Source organism: Pseudomonas sp. GW821-FHT09D08, assembly GCF_059416305.1.
On the sequence record NZ_JBWKOX010000022.1, the window covers coordinates 99,012 to 115,036 of the forward strand.

10 protein-coding genes are annotated in these 16,025 nt (G+C 62.9%); 2 read left to right on the forward strand and 8 right to left on the reverse strand.

Annotation, left to right across the window (positions count from 1 at the left end):
* Positions 1–176: 176 nt before the first annotated feature.
* Positions 177–521, forward strand: coding sequence for a cupin domain-containing protein (locus AC07OP_RS27220; protein ID WP_003230905.1), 345 nt, complete (start codon positions 177–179; stop codon positions 519–521).
* A 64-nt stretch (positions 522–585) separates the two neighbouring features.
* On the opposite strand, the gene mmsB is transcribed toward AC07OP_RS27220, so the two are convergent.
* Together mmsB and AC07OP_RS27230 are read right to left on the reverse strand one after the other, a co-directional pair.
* On the reverse strand, positions 586–1,473 hold the full coding sequence (mmsB, locus tag AC07OP_RS27225; RefSeq protein WP_027607678.1) for a 3-hydroxyisobutyrate dehydrogenase: 888 nt from the start codon (positions 1,471–1,473) through the stop codon (positions 586–588).
* Positions 1,474–1,487: 14 nt separating this feature from the next.
* Entirely contained in the window at positions 1,488–3,005 is a 1,518-nt protein-coding gene (locus AC07OP_RS27230; RefSeq protein ID WP_027607679.1) for a CoA-acylating methylmalonate-semialdehyde dehydrogenase, read from the reverse strand.
* 131 nt (positions 3,006–3,136) lie between these two features.
* Between AC07OP_RS27230 and AC07OP_RS27235 the strand changes: the two genes are divergently transcribed.
* Positions 3,137–4,084 (forward strand): LysR family transcriptional regulator, encoded by a 948-nt coding sequence (locus tag AC07OP_RS27235; RefSeq protein ID WP_053134031.1) that lies wholly within the window; start codon positions 3,137–3,139, stop codon positions 4,082–4,084.
* A gap of 225 nt (positions 4,085–4,309) precedes the next feature.
* Here AC07OP_RS27235 and yfiB read toward each other — a convergent pair whose 3' ends face one another.
* The 6 genes from yfiB to recC are packed head-to-tail and all read right to left on the reverse strand — an operon-like array spanning position 4,310 to position 15,866.
* Positions 4,310–4,801: an outer membrane lipoprotein YfiB gene (gene yfiB, locus AC07OP_RS27240; protein ID WP_141156007.1), complete on the reverse strand. Its 492-nt coding sequence runs from the start codon at positions 4,799–4,801 to the stop codon at positions 4,310–4,312.
* A 4-nt stretch (positions 4,802–4,805) separates the two neighbouring features.
* On the reverse strand, positions 4,806–6,068 hold the full coding sequence (gene dgcN, locus AC07OP_RS27245) for a diguanylate cyclase DgcN/YfiN (protein WP_115488621.1): 1,263 nt from the start codon (positions 6,066–6,068) through the stop codon (positions 4,806–4,808).
* Positions 6,065–6,631: a regulatory sequestration protein YfiR gene (gene yfiR / locus AC07OP_RS27250; protein WP_141156008.1), complete on the reverse strand. Its 567-nt coding sequence runs from the start codon at positions 6,629–6,631 to the stop codon at positions 6,065–6,067. Before yfiR ends, dgcN begins: the two co-directional genes overlap by 4 nt.
* 12 nt (positions 6,632–6,643) lie before the next feature.
* Complete coding sequence (gene recD, locus AC07OP_RS27255; RefSeq protein WP_495102781.1) at positions 6,644–8,749, reverse strand: exodeoxyribonuclease V subunit alpha; 2,106 nt, start codon at positions 8,747–8,749, stop codon at positions 6,644–6,646.
* A complete protein-coding gene (gene recB / locus AC07OP_RS27260; RefSeq protein ID WP_495102782.1) occupies positions 8,746–12,420 on the reverse strand; it encodes an exodeoxyribonuclease V subunit beta in 3,675 nt (1,224 codons plus the stop codon). The genes recD and recB overlap by 4 nt, the downstream gene beginning before the upstream one ends.
* Positions 12,417–15,866, reverse strand: coding sequence for an exodeoxyribonuclease V subunit gamma (recC, locus tag AC07OP_RS27265; protein WP_495102783.1), 3,450 nt, complete (start codon positions 15,864–15,866; stop codon positions 12,417–12,419). Before recC ends, recB begins: the two co-directional genes overlap by 4 nt.
* Positions 15,867–16,025: the final 159 nt, after the last annotated feature.

A 16,025-nucleotide genomic window follows, 5' to 3' on the forward strand; every position in this document is an offset into this window, starting at 1 on the left:
CAAAAGTGTCGGCTGACCTGGCGCCATCGGGGGCAAGCCCCCTCCCACACTGATTCGCGATGCCCCGACAATCGTGTTCACCTGCGCTTCTGGGCATCCCGATGTCGAGTTCAGACCACTGGCGCAACGCCCCAGGCCTTAGGGTGCATCTTTCCATTCCCTGCCTCGGAGTCATCATGTCCAAGCCCATCACCGTATTGCGCGACACCCATCCCCTGCCGGTCCTGGATGCCTGCAAATGGGAAAAGCTCGAAGGCGACCCGCACACCGTCAACCTCAACGCCTACACCAGCGAAGACGGCAGCAAGATCATGGGCACCTGGATCTGCACGCCGGGCAAGTGGTATGTCGAATACGTGAAATGGGAATACTGCCATTTCCAGGAAGGCTACTGCGTGATCACGCCTGAGGGGATGGAGCCGATTCACTTGCGGGCTGGGGATATCTTTGTGGTGGAGCCAGGGATGAAGGGGACGTGGGAAGTGGTCGAGACGGTACGTAAGTATTTTGTGTTTGCTTGAGCCGCCTCTTCCAGTGAACTGATTTTTTGTGGTGAGCGGGACAAGCCCGCTCGCCACCGTCAGTTTATTCGGGTTTGCGATAGCTGTTGATGATCGCCGAAAAGTCCTTGCCCCCTTCGCCGCGCTGACTCATCGATTGATATAACTGCTGGGCCACGGCGCCCAGAATCACCGGTTGCTTGGCCTGGCGCGCCGCTTCGGTGGCCAGCCCCAGGTCCTTGAGCATCAAATCGGCGCCGAACCCGCCGGTATAGCCACGGGACGACGGCGCGGTTTCGATCACGCCCGGCCATGGGTTGTAGGTGTCGGAACTCCAGCAGCGCCCGGTGGAGCTGTTGATGATCCCGGCCAGCACCTGGGTGTCGATGCCCAGCGCGTCGCCCAAGGCCATGGCTTCGCTGACGCCGACCATGCTGATGCCGAGCAGCAGGTTATTGCAGATCTTGGCGATTTGCCCGGTGCCCACATCGCCGCAGTGCACGATGTTACGGCCCATCTGTGCCAGCACCGGTTGCAGGGTGGCGAACAGTTCCGGGGTGGCGCCGACCATGAAGGTCAGGGTCCCGGCCTGCGCCCCGCCGGTGCCGCCGGAGACCGGTGCGTCGGCCATCACCACGCCTTGCTTGGCGGCAGCAGCGGCGACGTCGCGCGCGGTCTGTGGGTCGATGGTGCTGCAATCCACCGCGGGCACGCCGTTGCCGATCCCCGCCAGTACACCGTCTTCATTCAGCCAGACACTGCGCACATGGGCGGCGGCGGGCAGCATGGTGATCACCAGCTCGGCGCCTTGGGCAGCGTCACGCGGCGAGTCGCTGATGTTGCCGCCCAATTCGGCGAGTTCCTTGAGCACCGTCTGGTTCAGGTCGAACAGGTTCAGCCCATGGCCGGCCTTGATCAGGTTGCGGGCCATCGGTGCGCCCATGTTGCCCAAGCCGATAAATGCAATCTTCATGGTCGTCTCCCGAATCAGCGCAGGTTGATGGTGGTGTTGACGCCATCGTTGACCGTGTCGTCGTCAAACCAGCGGCTGGTGACGGTCTTGGTCTGGGTGTAGAACTGCACCACTTGCTTGCCGTACGGGCCGAGGTCACCGAGCTTGGAGCCACGGGAACCGGTGAAGCTGAAGAACGGCACCGGCACCGGGATCGGGATGTTGATACCGACCTGGCCCACATCGATTTCGCTCTGGAATTTACGCGCCGCCGCCCCGCTCTGGGTGAACAGGCCGGTGCCGTTGCCGAACGGGTTGGCGTTGACCAGCGCAATCGCCTGATCGAGGGTGTCGACTTCCAGCACCACCAGCACCGGGCCGAAGATTTCCTGGGTGTAGATCTGCATATCGGTGGTCACGCCCGAGAACAGGGTCGGGCCGACGAAGTTGCCGTGCTCGAAGCCCGGTACCTTGATGTCGCGGCCGTCCAGCTCGAGCTTGGCGCCTTCTTTCACGCCGCTTTCAATCAGCTCCAGGATACGGGCCTTGGCGCGCTTGGAGATCACCGGGCCGACATCCGTGCCGGCTTCGCTGCCGGCGTTGACCTTGAGCTTTTGCGCCAACGCTTTCAGATCCGGCAGCCATTGCTTGGCCGCGCCCACCAGCACCACCACCGAGGTGGCCATGCAACGCTGGCCCGCCGCGCCGAAACCGGCACCGACCAGGGCATTGAGGGTGTGTTCACGGTTGGCATCCGGCAGCACCACGGCGTGATTCTTGGCGCCCATCATCGACTGCACGCGCTTGCCGTGCTTGCCGGCCAGGTCGTAGACGTGAGTGCCGACGGCAGTCGAACCAACGAAGGACACGGCCTTGATGTCTTTATGGGTGCACAGCGCATCCACCACGTCCTTGCCGCCGTGCACCACGTTGAGCACACCCGCCGGTACGCCCGCTTCCAGCGCCAGCTCCACCAGCAGCAGGGTCGACAGTGGGTCCTGTTCGGACGGTTTGAGAACGAAGGTGTTACCGCAGGCGATGGCCATCGGGAACATCCACAGCGGAATCATCGCCGGGAAGTTGAACGGGGTAATGCCGGCACACACGCCGATGGGTTGGCGCAGGGTGTAGGTATCGACGCCGCCGGCGACGTTCTCGGCGAACTCACCCATTTGCAGGGTGCCGATGGAGCAGGCGTGCTCCACCACTTCCAGGCCACGGAAAATATCGCCCTCGGCATCGGCAATGGTCTTGCCCTGCTCGGCGCTGAGGACCACCGCGATGCGCTTGGAGTGTTCGCGGATCAAGGCTTGCAGCTTGAGCATGATGCGCATGCGCGCGCCGATCGGCGTCAGCTTCCAGGTCTGGAAGGCTTGATGGGCGGCGTCGATGGCGGCATTGACTTCATCAGCCGTGGCGAACGGGACTTTGGCCAGCACTTGCTGGGTGGCCGGGTTGACGATGTCTTGCCAATGGGTGGTCCTGGACTCGACCCACTCACCATTGATGAGCAACTTGACCTGTTGCACGGAAATATCGGCGGATGCGTTCATGTGGTCTCCAACTCTTATATTTATACAGAGACAAGGCGCTTGAATCGCCTTGAAGAATGAGGCGTTCGGACTGTTTTTGGAGTATAGATGTGCAAATCTCTAATAAGAACGCACATAAAAGCCGGTCCAATATGCAAAAAAACATCACATCACTGGGCTCCCTGAACTGGGATGACCTGAAGTTTTTCCTCGAAGTGGCCCGCACCCGCAAGGCCAGCGTCGCTGCCAAGCGCCTGGCGGTGGACTACACCACCGTGTCGCGGCGCATCAGCTCATTGGAAGTGTCCCTCGGCACGCTGCTGTTCGAAAAATCCCGGACCAACGGCTTCGTCCTCACCCCCGAAGGCCAGCGTTTGCTTGGGTATGCCGAGTCCATCGAAAGCACCCTGCACATGGCCTGCGAACAGGTGTCCGGCTCCGGCGTGGCGCTGTCCGGCCATGTGCGCATGGGCTGCACCGAAGGCTTCGGCAGCTTCTTTGTCACCCCGCAGTTGAGCCACTTCGTCGACACCTACCCCGCCATCTCGGTCGATATCCTGCCCCTGCCCCACTTCATCAGCCTTTCCAAGCGCGAAGCCGACATCGTCATCGCCCTGGAACGCCCGGAACACGGGCCCTACGTGTGCTGCAAACTGTGCGACTACAAACTGCAGTTGTACGCGACCCAGGAATACCTCGACCAACACCCGCCTATCCAGCGCCCGGCCGATTTGGCCGAGCATCCGTTTATCAGCTATGTGGATGATCTGGCCTTCAGCTCGGAGCTGCTGTACCTGGCCAACGTCGTGCCCGGCGCCAGCGCCAGCCTGCGCAGTACCAGCGTGATTGCGCAGTACGTGGCGGCGCAGCAAGGGCGGTCGATGGCGATCTTGCCGTGCTTTCTGGCGGCGCAGGATCCACGGTTGCTGCCGGTGCTGGGGGAGCAGATTTCGATCACTCGCCAGTTTTGGATGTATTGCCGGGAGGATCTGAGGAAGTTGAAGCGGATTACCTTGTTGTGGGATTACATCCGGGAAGTGACGGAGCAGAACCAGGGGTTGTTGATGGGGGAGACAAGGGAGATTCGGTTTGCGGATTAAAGGGCTGGGCTGCGCGGTGTCTCTGAGAGATGGGCAAGGCCGTGGTGGGTGACTTGACGCAGGCGATGACGCCGGGCAGTTAAGCGAACATCGTTCAAATGTGGGAGGGGGCTTGCCCCCGATAGCGGAGTGACAGAACCAGATGGACTGGCTGACACACTGCTATCGGGGGCAAGCCCCCTCCCACATTTTGATTGGATTTCAGATTGAAATCGGGCTGCCGGCTCAGTCCGCGATCACCACAATCGACACCCGCCGATTCTCGGTACGCCCTGCCGCTGTGTCGTTGGCGGCCACCGGTTTACTGCTGCCCAGCCCACGCAGCTGGATGTTTTCTTCTTTCATGCCCACGCCTTGCAGCACCGTGGCCACGCTTTTCGCGCGGCGCAGGGACAGTTGCTGGTTGTAGGTTTCCTTGCCCGAGCCGTCGGTGTGGCCATCGACGCGTACGCGCTCGATGCCTACACCCAGCAGGGCCTTGCCGATGCGCTGGACGATGTCGGTGCTGGGTGGGTTAAGGGTTTCGACGTCACTGCCAAACAGCACTTTGCCGGACAGGCCGAACGCCCAGCCGTCATCGGTAAGCTCGAAGCCCTGTTGCTTGAGGACGGCGACTTGCGCCGGGGTCAGGCCTTTGGGAGGCGCCGTCTGGCAGCCGCCCAGGGCGAGCAAAGCCACCAGCAGGGTGATAAACATAAAACGCGCGGTCGAGAACAAGGGATCAACTCCTGTGTTGAACGTTGACGACGGGGCTCTCCGGCTCCGCCGTTTGCTGGCCGCCCGAGGACAAACGCTTGGCCTGGTACATCGCGGCATCGGCGGCATTGAGCAAGGTGCCGGGTGTGACGCCATGTTCGGGGTAGATGGCGATCCCGATACTGAGGGAGGTCAATACCTGGGTGCTGCCGGGCACGGCAATCGGCATGTCCATGCTGGCGATGATTTTTTCGGCGATGCGCTGGGCGTCTTCGACCTTGTGCAGCGGCGCCAGCAGGATGGCGAACTCGTCACCGCCCAGGCGCGCCACCAGGTCATCTTCACGCAATTGCGCACGCACCCGCTCGGCGACAGCCACCAGCACGGCATCACCGGCGGCATGGCCGAAGCTGTCATTGATCTCTTTGAACCGGTCGCTGTCGAGGTACAGCACGGCTACCTGCTCCTTGGCTTTGGCGGCGCTGCGCAGCGCGCGAATCAGGCGGCCTTCGAAGTACGCGCGGTTGGGCAGACCGGTAAGGCTGTCGTGGTTGGCCTTGTGGGCGAGGGTTTCGTTTTCGCTTTGCAGGTGGTTTTGCCAGGCTTCCATCTCGCCGAGCAGGGCATTGAAGTCGCTGCCCAGGCTGTCGAGTTCGGCGATGCGGGCCGGCGGCACGCGACGGTCGAAGTCCCGCTCGCTGCGGGCGGCGTGGGCCACGGCGGCGAGGCTTTGCAGTGGGCCGGTGATGCCGGTCAACAAGCGACGGGCCAGGTGCAGCGCGACCCAGGCACTGAGGACGGTGCAGATCAGGATCCCCGCCAGGCCGCTGAGCAGGAAGCGCAGCAGGCTACCGCCGTGGCCGGTCAGGTGAATGCTGCCGATGGTGCGCCCCTGGTGGAGGATCGGTTGGCTGATGGGTTGTTCGAGCAGCGTATGCGCCAGCGCCAGTTCAACCCGGGAGAGCATGCCGGTTTCCGGGCGTTCCCAGTGCGCCAACAGCCGGCCACTGCTATCGAACACGTCAGCCTGGGCGACTTCTTCGGTGGAGGCAATCAGGCTGAGGGCTTCGGTGGCCGCGCCGCGGTCGTTGAACACCACGGCCGCTTCCACGGTGTAGTTGATGGACCGGGCGATCAGGTGCAGGTTGTGTTCGGCGTAGACCCGCAGCGCCAACACGCCGAGCAGGGTCAGGGAAACACTGGCCAGCGTCACCGCCACCAGCGCCAGGATCATGTGCCCTCGGCCGATGACGGAACGCAGGGTAGGTCGTACGTTCGCCGCTTTCATGTGGCGGGTGCCCGGCGCCGGGACAGTTGCAACACGCTGGGATGAATGCGCACGCCACTGCGCGCCACCGAGTCGAGATTGACCTCAAACGACACTTGCTCATCGCCCACTCGCAGGCAGAACAGGCTGCCCACAGTGCATTGGTCGCCGCCTTCGCTGATGCTGAGCACCGGGTGGCCGATCAACGAGGCAAACAGGCGGCTGCGTTCGTCATTGCTGAGTTTGCCGATGTACACGGCATCGCAGGCATTGACGATATCGGGATGGTCGGCCAGCAGGCGCCGCACCACAACCGGACGGCCGGTAGCCTGGGTGGTGCCTTTAATCAGGTCGTCGGTGTATTGGGTCGGGCCGACGATGCACAGGCGCAGTTGCGCAGGCTCTACTGGCCAGCGGGCATAGCTGAGGATACCCAGTACTACCTGGGTGACCGCCTGGGCGCGCTGATCAGCCGGGCCTGGGGCCTCGGCAAATACCCGGGGTGCCAGCAGGCATAGAACCGCCACCAGCAGCAGGCGTCTCCAGCTCAAACTACGCTCTGTGGGCGAGACGGCCAGGTTCATGCAGCGATTCTCTCAGGTGTTTTCGGGGTGATGCCGCAACGATAGCACAGCGTCAGATATTTCTGACTCCTGACCCAACTCCAGCATTAACCCACTCAAGCGTTTGACCTTGCGGCGCACGGCCTCTTCAAACACCCCGCCACGGGGTTCGATCAGGCTGAACCAGCGCTTGGCGCGGGTGATGCCGGTGTAGATCAACTCTTTGGTGAGCACCGGGTTCAGCGCGTCCGGCAGGATCAGTGCGGTGTGGGTGAACTCCGAGCCCTGGGATTTGTGCACGGTCATGGCGTACACGGTTTCCACATCATTGAGACGGCTGGGCAGGACAAAGCGCACGCCACCCTGGCCATCGTTACGTGGGAAAGCCACCCGCAGCACCTGGGGGCCGCCGTCGCTTTCAGGCAGTTTGAGGGCAATGCCGATATCGCCGTTCATCAAGCCCAGGCCGTAATCGTTGCGCGTCATCAACACCGGACGGCCTTCGTACCATTGCTCATCCCCCTCGATCAGCCGCACTTTGCGCAAGGCGGCCGTGATGCGCAGGTTCAGCCCCTCCACACCCCAAGGCCCCTTGCGCACGGCGCAGAGCAATTGGAACGCATCGAAGGCTTGCAGCAGTTGCTGGGCCCAGTGGATCCAGGCGAGGTCATCGCGCGGGGTGTCGACGGCGGGGCGTGCGCTGTGCAGCAGGTTGAGGTAATAGCGATAACCCTGGGCGCCGTCGCCCTGCCCGTCCAGCACCAGGCGCTCCAGGGCGTGGTCGTGCTCACCTTTGAGGCTGACGCAGAACAGGTCGCTGTGGCTGCGCGCGGCCAGCAGCTTGCGCGCCTCGTCGGCGTTTTGCTGGTTGACCCAGCGCGCCAGTTGGCCGATGCCGCTGCCTTCGCCGAAACGCCGTGAGTAGCGCAGCATCACCACTTGCTGAGCCAAGGGATGGCTGCCATCGAGGTCTTCGTGCAGGCCACTGGCGCTGAGGTCTTCGCCGCTAACGGTTTGCAGCCATTGGCGGGTGTCGGGGCTGTACCAGCCGGCTTCGGCATCGCGGCACAAATCACCGAGTACGGCGCCGGCCTCCACCGAGGCGAGTTGGTCCTTGTCGCCCAGCAGCACCAGGCGGGCATGGGGCGGTAACGCATCCAGCAGGTTAGCCATCATTTCCAGGTCGATCATCGAGGCTTCGTCCACCACCAGCACATCCAGGGGCAACGGGTTGCCAAGGTGATGGCGGAAGTGCCGAGTGCCCGGGCGACTGCCCAGTAAGCGGTGAACCGTGGTGACCTGGGTCGGGATCTTTTCCTTCACGCTTTGCGGCACTGTCAGCGACAGCACTTGCTGGCTGATGGATTCGGTCAAGCGCGCCGCGGCTTTACCGGTCGGCGCGGCCAGCCGGATGCGCAACGGGCTGCCGGACTCTACGGCCGGCGCCTGCAACAGCGCGAGCAGGCGCACCACGGTGGTGGTCTTGCCGGTGCCGGGGCCGCCGGTGACGATGCTGAATGCACCGCGGGTGGCCAGGGCGCAGGCGAGTTTCTGCCAGTCGATCACGCCATCGGGCGCCGGTTGGTCAAACAAGCCATTCAAGCGCTGGGGCAAATCGGCGGCGACGCGTTCCTGGGTGGCGAGACGCAGGCGCAGGGCGCTGTCGATGCGTCGCTCGTAGGTCCAGTAGCGGCGCAGGTACAGGCGTTTGCCCGACAGCACCAAGGGGCGACTGTGTGCCGATTCGCTGCCGTCCATCGCCAGGGCAACCAATGGGCTGGCGGCCAGGGCGTGGCACCAGCGGGCGCCATCAAGGCCATCGAGCAATTGCGACGGCAGCAGCATGGCGCCGCTTTGCAGGTCGCCTTCGGGCGGCAGGGACAGGGCAAAATCCGGCGCGTTGAGGGTTTCGAACAGGTCCAGGCACACATGGCCGTGGCCGAGTTGATGGCTGGTCAGCGCCGCCGCCAGGAGCACCAAGGGGTCCGCGTGTGGATCAAGCTCGTGCAGGAAGCCCACGAACGCCTTGTCCAACGCCCGCAGCCACCCCCGATCAACCCAACGCTCCAGCAGGCTCACCAGGTCGGCGGCGCGGCTCAAGGGCGCTAACGCCTCAAGCGGTAACGGCGACAGGCTCATAACAACACTCCTTGTTCCCAGGCAGGCTCAGCCTTGGGCGGGATGGGCTTGCCCTGGAACAGCAGGTCCAGGCCTTCGATCAGGTCCCGTGGCGGCCGGGTGAAAAACGCCCCTCGGCTGACAGCCTGGGTGCCGCGCAGAAACAGGTACAGCGCGCCGCCGACATGACGGTCGTAGTCATAGTCCGGCAGGCGCGCCTTGAGTTGACGATGCAGGGCGAGCAGGTAAAGCACGTATTGCAGGTCGTACCGATGTTCGAGGATCGACTGTTCCATGGCGTCCTGGGTGTAGGCCGAATCGTCAGGACCGAGCCAGTTGGATTTGTAGTCGGCCACGTAGTAGCGGCCGTCATGTTCGAAGGTAAGGTCGATAAAACCCTTGAACATGCCGTTGAGCAGCACTGCTTCGGCGGCGACGCGGGACACACCGTTGTGGGTGTACTGGCACACCAGCTTGTCGAGGGCGAGCACGTCGACTTTATGGCTGGCGAACCAGAACTCCATTTCGATCTGGTAGTGCTGCAGGTTGCTCAGGGCGACCTGGTCGTTATCCACCGGCAGCGGCGTGTGCAGCACATGGCCCAGCCAATCGCTGAGGGTGACGATCCAGCCTTCCCAGTTGCGGCGATTGCAGCGCGCGCCTACGGCGTGTTCGATGGCTTGGGAGGTCACGTTGAAGCCTTCTTCCCCGGCCCACTCCAGCAGGCCGTGAAGGAAGGTGCCGGGGTTCGGACCGCGTGGGAAACGGTGAATGTCTGCGCCGGACGCCGCCACGTCACGCGGTGCGTCGGGATCGAGGCGTTCGTCATCGAACAGCTTTTGCGCCTGTGGGCTTTCGGGCGCTTCGAGGTGGGCGACGCTCATGCTGTCGCCAATGCGCAAGGCACTGTAGGACGCGATCCACCAGTTCTCGGCGGCCTTGCGCTTAGGTAACAAGGGCGCGAGCAAGTGGGCAGTGTTGCGCGGCGGGTGGAACAGGATGTCCTGGGCGTCGGGCACTGGGGCGTAGTGGATGGTCGGGCAGCCGTCCTGCAGATCCAACAGCCAACGCGCGAGGCCGGCGGATTCACTCAACGACGCACCGGCGCCGAGCAGGTAACCCAGCGCCGACAGGTGCAGTACCGAGCTGCTGCTGTTGCCACGCTTGAGGTCGGCAACGCCGAGCCAGCAGGCATGTTTGGCGCGGGTCAGGGCTACGTAGAACAAACGCAGGTCTTCGGCCAGGCGCTCATCGTCGGCCTGGGCGATCAACTCGGCGGTCGGGCGCAGGCTGACGTGGGATTTGCCGTGTTCATCGTGGTAATGCAGCGGCAGGCGACTGCCGTCGACCGGCTTGGCCGAGCAGATGAAAGGCAGGAAGACCAGGTCGTACTCCAGACCCTTGGATTTGTGAATGGTCACCACCTTGACCAGTTGCTCGTCACTTTCCAGGCGCAGGATTTGCTCTTCGCCGGCCTGGCCGGACAACGCCAGGTGTTCGGCCAGGTGGCGGATCAACGCCTGTTCGCCGTCCAGTTCCGACGCGGCTTGCTGCAACAACTCGCTGAGGTGCAACAGGTTGGTCAGCACACGTTCGCCGTCGCTGCGGGCGATCAGGGTTTGCGGCAGTTTGAAGTCGTGCAGCAGGCGACGCAGCATCGGCAACACGCCTTGGGTGCGCCAGATCGTGCGGTAGCCTCGGAACTGCATCACGCGGCTTTCCCACGCCAGTTCGTCCTGGTTCAGACGCTCCAGTTCCGGCAGTGACAGGTTCAAGGTGACGCAAGCCAGGGCCGCCCGCAGCGGCCGCTCGACGTCCGGCTCGGCGCAGGCCTTGAGCCAGGCGAGCAGGTCGTGGGCTTCCTGGGCGGCGAAGACGGAGTCCTTGTCGGACAGGTAGACGCTGCGCACGCCACGGGCGGCCAACTCGACGCGCACGGCCTGGGCTTCCTTGCCGTCGCGCACGAGGATGGCGATGTCCGACGGCAGTACACCTTTGAAACTGTCATCCGGTTGCAGGAAACCGGCCGTGCCTTGCTGGCCGCCGTTGAGCAATTCGACAATCCGGGTGGCGCAGGCGCCGGCCAGTTGTTGGCGGTACACCGCGTTGGAAACCGGCTGGTCGGTGGGCAGGTGCCACAGGTTCAGCGCCGGCAACGTTTGGCCGTCGACCTGCAGTTTTTCCTTGCGGCCTTGGGACAACACCGGGTGGAACGGCACCGGGTTGTCGCCGTTCGGCTCCCGGAACAGGAACGCGCCGCGGCCGGTTTCCGCCCGCAGGAACACGTGGTTCACCGCCTCGACCATCGCATGGCTGGAACGGAAGTTGGTGCCCAGGGTGTGATGACGGCCGAGCGTGGATTTGCGCGCGCGCAGGTAGGTGTAGATATCGGCGCCGCGGAAGGCGTAGATGGCTTGCTTGGGGTCGCCAATCAGGAACAGGCCGCTGTCGAGGTGGTTCTCTTCGATGCGGTAAATGCTGTCGAAGATGCTGTATTGCACCGGGTCGGTGTCCTGGAACTCGTCGATCAGGGCCACCGGGAACTGCTCGCGGATCACACTGGCCAGGCGCTCGCCGCCATCGGCCTGCAGGGCGGCGTTGAGGCGGATCAGCATGTCGTCGAAGCCCATTTCGGCACGCCGGCGCTTTTCCTCTTCGAAGCGCTTGCCCACCCAACCGGCAGCGTGTTGCAACACGGCGGCGTCAGGGGTTGGCAGCGCGTCGAGGGCGACTTTAAGGCCGGCCATGGCGTCGATGCCGGGGTGTTGCGGCGGGTCGCCCTTCCAGGCTTCGGCCATGCCGTCGGGGGTGAGGCGGGTGAAGCCGGTGCCGATGTCCAGTTGCTCGAGGGTTTCGTCAGCGGCCCAGGCGCTGATCTTTTCGAACCAGGGCTCGAAGTAACGCGCTTGCATCTTGCGGCCGTCGACGGCTTTGGCGGCTACGGCGTGCAGGCAGATTTCGCGCAACTCGGCGGCCCATTGTTGCCAGGGTGCCTTGATGTTTATCAACGCTTCACGGCGTTCTTGCAGGCAAGCGTTGATCAACTCGGCGGGTTCACGGGTTTCATCCGTCGGCCGTTCGCTGCCGAACAGTGCGCGTACCCGTGGCATCAACGCGGCCGGGCCGCCCCAGTTGCTGCGTACCCAGTTGAGCGCGTCGTCGTGCATCGGGTAGCAGAACAGTCGCCAATAATCGCGCAGCACTTCGCCAAGCAGGTCACTGTGGTCGGTTTCCAGGGTCTGGGTGAACAGGCTGCCGCTGTCGAACGCGTGTTCGCGCAGCATCCGCTGGCACCAACTGTGAATCGTGGAAACCGCCGCTTCATCCATCCACTGGGCGGCGATGTCCAGGCGGTTGGCGCAGGCGGGCCATTGCTCGGGGAGGTATTGCGCACGCAGGTCGGCGATCAGCGCGTCGGGCTGTTCAATTTCCTCGCGGAAGAAACGTGCAGCTTCGGCCAAACGCATGCGGATGCGTTCGCGCAGCTCTTTGGTGGCGGCGTCGGTAAAGGTCACCACGAGGATTTGCGGCGGCAGCAGTTCACGGCCAAAACCGGACTCACCGTCACCGTGGCCAAGGACCAGACGCAGGTACAAGGCGGAGATGGTGAAGGTTTTGCCGGTACCGGCGCTGGCTTCAATCAGCTGGCTGCCATTCAACGGGAAGGCCAGGGCCAAGGGTTTGCTGCTCATGGGCCGGCCTCCTCGCCTGTGAGTGATCGCCATGGGGCGTTGATGAGCGGTCGATACAAGGTTTCGCACCAGCCTTCGAACTCTTCGCTGGCGACCAGGGCGGCGTAATCGGGGAACTGTCGGGTGAGCGCCGGGGTTTCGCGACGCTCGCCGTCGGTGGTCAGGCCGTCACCTTCATAGGCTTTGCTCGCGGCGGCGTGGGCTTTGACCGGATCGGTCTGGCTGAGCCAGGCGAAGGCGGTCTTGACGGCTACCGGCAGCGGCTCTCTCATGCCGCTGTGCCAGGCCAACAGCAGGTTGCCGAGGATTTCCCGGGCGATGGGCTTATCCAGCGGGGCCAGTAGCAACGTATCGTCGCTGGCCACCAACCCCGTGCTCAACGACAGGCCGCAGGCGCAGGCCACCACATGATTGACCCAAGGACGAATCAGGCGATGCCATTTGCGTGTTTTGATCGAGCCGATGCTATTGGGGATGGTGGTGACACTCAGCAATCCGCCATCACTGCGGCGATGCAGGCCGCTGATCCAGCCTTCCAGCGCTATACCTTGATGCTCGAAACTGATCGGCTCTGCGGCAGTGTGTGGCGTTGGCCAGAGCGCCAGCAACTGCTGGTAGCGTTGCAACAAGTCGGGCAGGGGCTCAATGAGTTCGTTGCGCAGGCACTCGCCGAAACCGACCATCGGCAACAGGCCACTGCCTTGCAGCCGCAGGGCCTGGGCGTTGAGGGCCTGGTCGAGGTGTTCGGGCTGGGACAGCGCAGCGTTCAACAGGCTGTCGCTCAGGTTGTAGCGTTGCAGCGCGTCAAGCACGAAGGGTTCTTCATCGGCCAAGGGTACTTCAGCGGCTTCGAAGAACACTTTCAGACGCTGACTGAAGAAGTGTTTGACCGGGTTGCGCAGGAAGTCCTGCAACTGACCGAGACTCAGGGGCTCTTCCTGTTGGTGCTGCGCCAGTTGATCCTCTTTGGGGACGTTGTCCACAGCTTGGTGGAGTAACTGCCATTCGCGGGCATAGCTGAACAGCGCATCACCTTCGTGGAAGTAACGGGCACTGAAGGGTTGGAGCGGGTGTTCCTGGGTCATCGCGTCCAGTAGCGGTGTTTCTTGTGCGTTGTGCCAGCCACTGGCGATATGGTCGCGCAGTTGGCCGATGAGTACAGAGGCCGGGCGCTCGCTGTTATCGCGGATGCTACGGCCGACCCAGCTGATATAGAGCTGATCGCGGGCGGACAGCAGGGCTTCGAGCAGCAGGTAACGGTCATCTTCACGGCGCGAACGGTCGCCGGGACGGTAGTCGCTGCCCATCAGGTCGAAATCCAGCGGTGGCTGGGCGCGTGGGTAGTCGCCATCGTTCATGCCGAGCAGGCAGACGAGTTTGAAGGGGATGGCGCGCATGGGCATCAGGGTGCAAAAATTGACAGCTCCGGCGAGGAAGCGCTGGGACAGACGGCCTTGATCCAGGCCGGCCAGCCAGGCTTCGCGGACTACGGTAAGCGGTAACTCATCCTGCAGGCCGACGGACTCGCAGGTTTCCAACCAGGTTTCCCTGAGTTGCTCAAGCTGACCCAACAGGTAGTCGTCGTGCTCGCTGCTGGGTAGGAAGAAGAGTTGCATCAGGCGTTGCAAACGCTCACCCCATTCGTGGGGCGGTGCGGGTTGTGACAGCGCTTGATGGGCATCGCCGAGGGCATCGAGCAAAGCGACTAGCGGGCCGATCAAGGCCGCATCAAGCCCGCCGATTTCGTCGTAAGGCTCAATGCCTTCGCAGGCTGCACCGGTGCCGACGGCGTAGCCTAGAAGCATACGGCGAAGGCCGAATCGCCAGCTGTTTTGTTCCAGCTTACTCGGCAGACCGAGACCCGCGCGCTGCTCGGCGTTGAGGCCCCAACGGATGCCAGCGCCTTCGATCCAGCGGTGCAGCGTGGGCAGATCGCGCTCCTTGATGGCGAAGCGTTCGCGCAAGGCCGGGACGTCCAACAGGTCGAGAATCTCGCTGACGGGGAAACGGCTGTCGGGGAGTTTGAGCAGGTGTTCAACGGCGATCAGCAGGGGATCGCGACCGCGCTGGCCTTGATCGGTCAGGGTGAAGGGGATGAAGCGGGGATCAATTCTGTCCAGCTGACCGAATACCGCGCGGATATGCGGCGCGTAGCTGTCGACGTCGGGGACCATGACGATGATGTCCCTTGGGCGAAGCGTGGGGTCGGCACTGAAGCGTTGGAGCAATTGGTCATGGAGAATTTCCACTTCGCGTTGGGCGCTGTGGGCAATGTGGAAGCGGATGGATGTATCACGCTCCAGATCGACAGCCGGCCATTGTTCCCGAGTCTCATTGAGCGGGCGCAGTTCGAGGATATCGTCCTGAAGCTGGTTGAGCAGTGTGGTGGGCTCGCTGTCGCTGAACAGGTCGATTCGACCATCGCGAAAAGCGGCGCGGTAGCTGTTGGGATCGTCGTAACTGTCCAGCAGGCTGATGTAGTCGCGACCTTGTTTGCCCCAGGCAGCCAACAGCGGATGGGCGTGTTGGTGCAGGGTTTGTGGGTCGATGGTAACGGGCATGCCGGCTTTGCGCGCCTGGCGTTTGTATTCGTTACGCAGCAGGTCTTTGTCGGCCACGATGTCGGACCAATGGTGGCGACACGGGTTGTGCACGCACAGCAGGACTTGGCTGAAACGGGCCAAGCCGGCCAGCGCCTCCAGCGCTTGGGCGGGCAAGGAAGAAATCCCGAAGACAATCACCCGGGAAGGCAGCCCCTTCGGCGCTTGCTCAAGCGCATTGATACGTTCGATAAAGCGCTGGTGCACGCCGGCGCGGCTTTCAGCCATGCCCTCTTCACCGACGTCCAATAACAGCGCACGCCATAACTCGGCCTGCCAGCAGTTGGCCGGGTTGAGTGGCTTTGATTCGCCTCGACCGTTACGCAGTTGATGGCGGCCGGCAGCCCAGTCTTCCAGCCAGTCAGCGCGGTAGACCTGGTATTGGTCGAACAGGTCAGCCAGTCGTTCCGCCAGTTGGTAGCGTTTGCGCAGGTCGGAGTCGTGGGTCAAGAAACGTTGCAACGGCTCGAAATGCTGTTGATCAATGAGTTCCGGGAGCAGGCGCATCAGGCGCCAAGTGAGCGGGGCTTTATCGAGCAGGGATTTTGGAGGGATTTCGTCACGTCCCAGGACCATGCGATAGAGCTGCCACATGAAGCTGCCGGGGAGCTGTACATCGATGGCGGCGGCAATTCCGCAGCCTCCCATATCGTCGTCTTGCGGGTCTTCAGCCAAGGCCAGTTTGAGCCACTGGGCAATGCCGTTGCTTTGTACCAAGGCGATTTCGTTTTCCAGAGGCGCCAGGGGATAACGGCGCATCCAACTCACCACCAGGCTGCGCAGTTCGTCCAAGCGGTTGCCGTGAACCACCATGAATCCAGCGCTGAGGGACGTCGCATCCGGCATAACGGCTTCCTTGGGAAAAGCAAAATCGAGGGCATGGACTTTATCACTGAAGCCCCTCCCGAGGCGCCTCTTCGCACTTTTCGACCGCCCAAAACAAAACCCCATCTGCTTTCGCAAATGGGGTTTCGGAATTTAATCTTGACGATGACCTACTCTCAC

Coding starts and splice junctions, on each gene's coding strand:
- AC07OP_RS27220 (WP_003230905.1), top strand. CDS start 177: ATGTCCAAGCCCATCACCGTATTGCGCGACACCCATCCCCTGCCGGTC.
- mmsB (WP_027607678.1), bottom strand. CDS start 1,473: ATGAAGATTGCATTTATCGGCTTGGGCAACATGGGCGCACCGATGGCC.
- AC07OP_RS27230 (WP_027607679.1), bottom strand. CDS start 3,005: ATGAACGCATCCGCCGATATTTCCGTGCAACAGGTCAAGTTGCTCATC.
- AC07OP_RS27235 (WP_053134031.1), top strand. CDS start 3,137: ATGCAAAAAAACATCACATCACTGGGCTCCCTGAACTGGGATGACCTG.
- dgcN (WP_115488621.1), bottom strand. CDS start 6,068: ATGAAAGCGGCGAACGTACGACCTACCCTGCGTTCCGTCATCGGCCGA.
- yfiR (WP_141156008.1), bottom strand. CDS start 6,631: ATGAACCTGGCCGTCTCGCCCACAGAGCGTAGTTTGAGCTGGAGACGC.
- recD (WP_495102781.1), bottom strand. CDS start 8,749: ATGAGCCTGTCGCCGTTACCGCTTGAGGCGTTAGCGCCCTTGAGCCGC.
- recB (WP_495102782.1), bottom strand. CDS start 12,420: ATGAGCAGCAAACCCTTGGCCCTGGCCTTCCCGTTGAATGGCAGCCAG.
- recC (WP_495102783.1), bottom strand. CDS start 15,866: ATGCCGGATGCGACGTCCCTCAGCGCTGGATTCATGGTGGTTCACGGC.